This is a genomic window from Fructilactobacillus florum 8D (assembly GCF_000512295.1).
GTDB lineage: Bacteria > Bacillota > Bacilli > Lactobacillales > Lactobacillaceae > Fructilactobacillus > Fructilactobacillus florum.
Genome location: NZ_ALXG01000039.1, coordinates 1 through 2,696, shown reverse-complemented (window position 1 = coordinate 2,696; position 2,696 = coordinate 1). Strand labels below are relative to the sequence as shown.

Sequence of the window (2,696 nt, the reverse complement as noted above, 5' to 3'; positions counted from 1 at the left end):
CCGTTATTTATGAAGTGGTGGCGCAATATCAACAATTTCTTGGGAAATTTACAACGGTTTTAGATGAGGTAAAAGGGTTTCGCTATCTAGAAGGACGAGCCATCATTGGATATATCGATGGAACGGAGGCACCGCAAGTAGAGGATGCTGCCCCATATGCTTTAGTTGGCGATGAAGATCCAGAATTTATCAATGGTTCTTACTTATTCACACAAAAGTGGATTCATGACATGGATAAGTGGAATGGGTTATCAGTTGAACATCAAGATCGAGCTGTGGGTCGACAAAAATTTTCAGATCTAGAATTGCCCGACGAAGAAAAGGCTGAAAATGCACATAATTTAGCTTCTAATACCGGTGATGATAATAAAATCATTCGCATGAATGTTCCATTTTCCAATCCAGCAGAAAAAATAACTGGAACTTATTTCATGGGTTATGCTCGACATTGGGAGACTACTAAAGAAATGTTGCAACAAATGGTTGATATGTCTGATTTCTTATTGACATTTTCGGAGCTAAAAACTGGAACCCTTTATTTTATTCCATCACGCCCACTGCTTGATGAAATTGCAGGGGGAGAATTAAACTAGCTAATTAAACGATATTCTTGTAGTGCGATAAGAATATCGTGCAAAAGGATAATTAATTCGAAAAAATAAACTCATATAGTTTCGTTTTGAAGAACATAATTTTTTATGTTCTTTTTATTTTGGCAAAAGCACACATCATTTTAGAACATACGTTCGTGTGATGTGCTATAATTCAATTATACGAATGGAGGTGAAAACATGTTTTTTGATGATGAACCGAGAGGGGCATTTTTTTTAATCGATAACAAATCTTTCTATGCTAGTTGTGAAGCGATTCAAAGAGGCTTTAACCCGATGAAAGTACCATTAGTTGTCATAAGTGAAGCAGAGAACACCAACGGTGGGTTGGTATTGGCTACTTCTCCTGAAGCAAAAAGACTCTACCATCTAAAAGCCAATGTTTCACGGCAACGGGATTTACCAAATGATCCACGCCTATATGTTGTTCCCCCTCGTATGAATCTCTATATTAAGAAAAATATTGAAATTAATAACTTGTTTGGCGAGTTTACTCCTGAAGCATGTATTTTTCCTTATTCTATCGACGAAAGTATTCTAGACATGACAGATTCATGGCATTTATTTGGTAATTCAATTAAAGAAGTAGCTCGACTTATGCAAAAAACAATTAGACAAAGATTAGGATTATATACAACCGTTGGTATTGGTGATAATCCAGTTCAGGCCAAATTAGCATTAGATAATTACGCAAAGCATAATGATGATTTAATCGGTGAAATCCATTATGAAGACGTTCCTCAAAAGATATGGTCAATTAAAGACTTAACAAAGGTTTGGGAAATTGGTCCCCGTACTGCTAAACATTTGAATCGAATAGATATCCATAATATGTATGATTTAGCTCATGCTAATCCTTATTTCATTAAACAAGAGCTTGGTGTTATTGGTTCGCAACTTTTTGCGACGGCATGGGGCGTCGATCGGTCAAAGATCACTGATAAAATAGTTGTTAAATCCAAAAGTTTGGGTAATTCTCAGGTGTTACCACGTGATTATCATGAGCAAGGAGAAATCGAAAATGTAATTAAAGAGCTAGGTGAACAGGTAGCAGCAAGAGTCCGTAATCACCATAAACTAACTAGCCGGATCGCTCTAGGGGTTGGCTTTTCGTTTCATGATAGGAAAATTTATAATAGTTCTGGTTTTTACCAAGAAATGTCGATTGATGCCACCGATAATAATCAGGAAATAGTTAAACCTTTGCTTTATCTATTTAGAAAACATTGGAATGGACAAGCAATTAGAAATATTTCGTTTTATTGTAGTAAACTATCTCCAAATAATAGTAAATCTTTAAATTTGTTTACTGATTTAGAAGTAGAGAAAAAAATGACTAAATTAACTAGCACAATTGATGAAATTCATAAAAAATATGGATTTTCTAAACTAGTGTTTGCAAATAGTCTGGCTAAAGGTGGGACAGCCCTCGAAAGAGCAAAGTTAGTTGGTGGTCACAACGGTGGAAATAGTTATGAATAACGATTTAAACATAATTATTAAACGAATGAATGCACTTTTTAAACGAGTTTCTCAAACGCACTATTGGATTGAAGTCGCAAATGATAAATATGACAAACAATTTAATTTTTTCTTTAATAGCCAGCATCGTAAACAGCGATTGAGATCAATTCCTTTACATAGTTTAAACAACTATGATCTTAATTACTTAGAAAAAATCATTAAGGAATTTAAATTACACAGTAATTTAACCATCAATTTTGTTGGATTTACTGATTTAAAATGGCCTAAATCAAACCAACTAATTCAAAGAAAGCGTGATCTTCTTGAATAATTATCAATTTAATCAGGAAATTGTGGATCGATTTTTCAAGTACGATTATCACGATCGTGGGATGGTTAAATGGCAAGGATTTTATTTGTCTGACCATACAACTGCCATGAACAAGCAAAAAGTAAAACTAAATCGAATTGCTAAATTAAAAGAACAACAGACGCTTCTTACTATCAAAAATATTCTATTCTACTCATTAGAAAATAAGGTTAATGTTATCATGCAGCTGAATGAGGTCGATGTCGAATTGAATCCGTTAGAAATTGTTAGTCAGGTTGCAAAATTAAACG

The 2,696-nt window shown here is 34.1% G+C and carries 4 protein-coding genes; all 4 read left to right on the top strand.

Translation table 11 applies throughout. The features are described 5' to 3' along the window. Positions 1 to 593: Dyp-type peroxidase (locus tag B808_RS04935; protein WP_035422292.1), on the top strand; the 593-nt coding region annotated here is incomplete at its 5' end. A 198-nt stretch (positions 594 to 791) separates the two neighbouring features. Further along, entirely contained in the window at positions 792 to 2,093 is a 1,302-nt protein-coding gene (locus B808_RS04930; protein ID WP_009166291.1) for a Y-family DNA polymerase, read from the top strand. Next, complete coding sequence (locus B808_RS04925; protein WP_035422290.1) at positions 2,086 to 2,406, top strand: hypothetical protein; 321 nt, start codon at positions 2,086 to 2,088, stop codon at positions 2,404 to 2,406. The genes B808_RS04930 and B808_RS04925 overlap by 8 nt, the downstream gene beginning before the upstream one ends. Then, the coding region (locus tag B808_RS04920; RefSeq protein WP_051393814.1) for a hypothetical protein at positions 2,399 to 2,696 on the top strand (298 nt) is incomplete at its 3' end. The genes B808_RS04925 and B808_RS04920, both read left to right, overlap by 8 nt.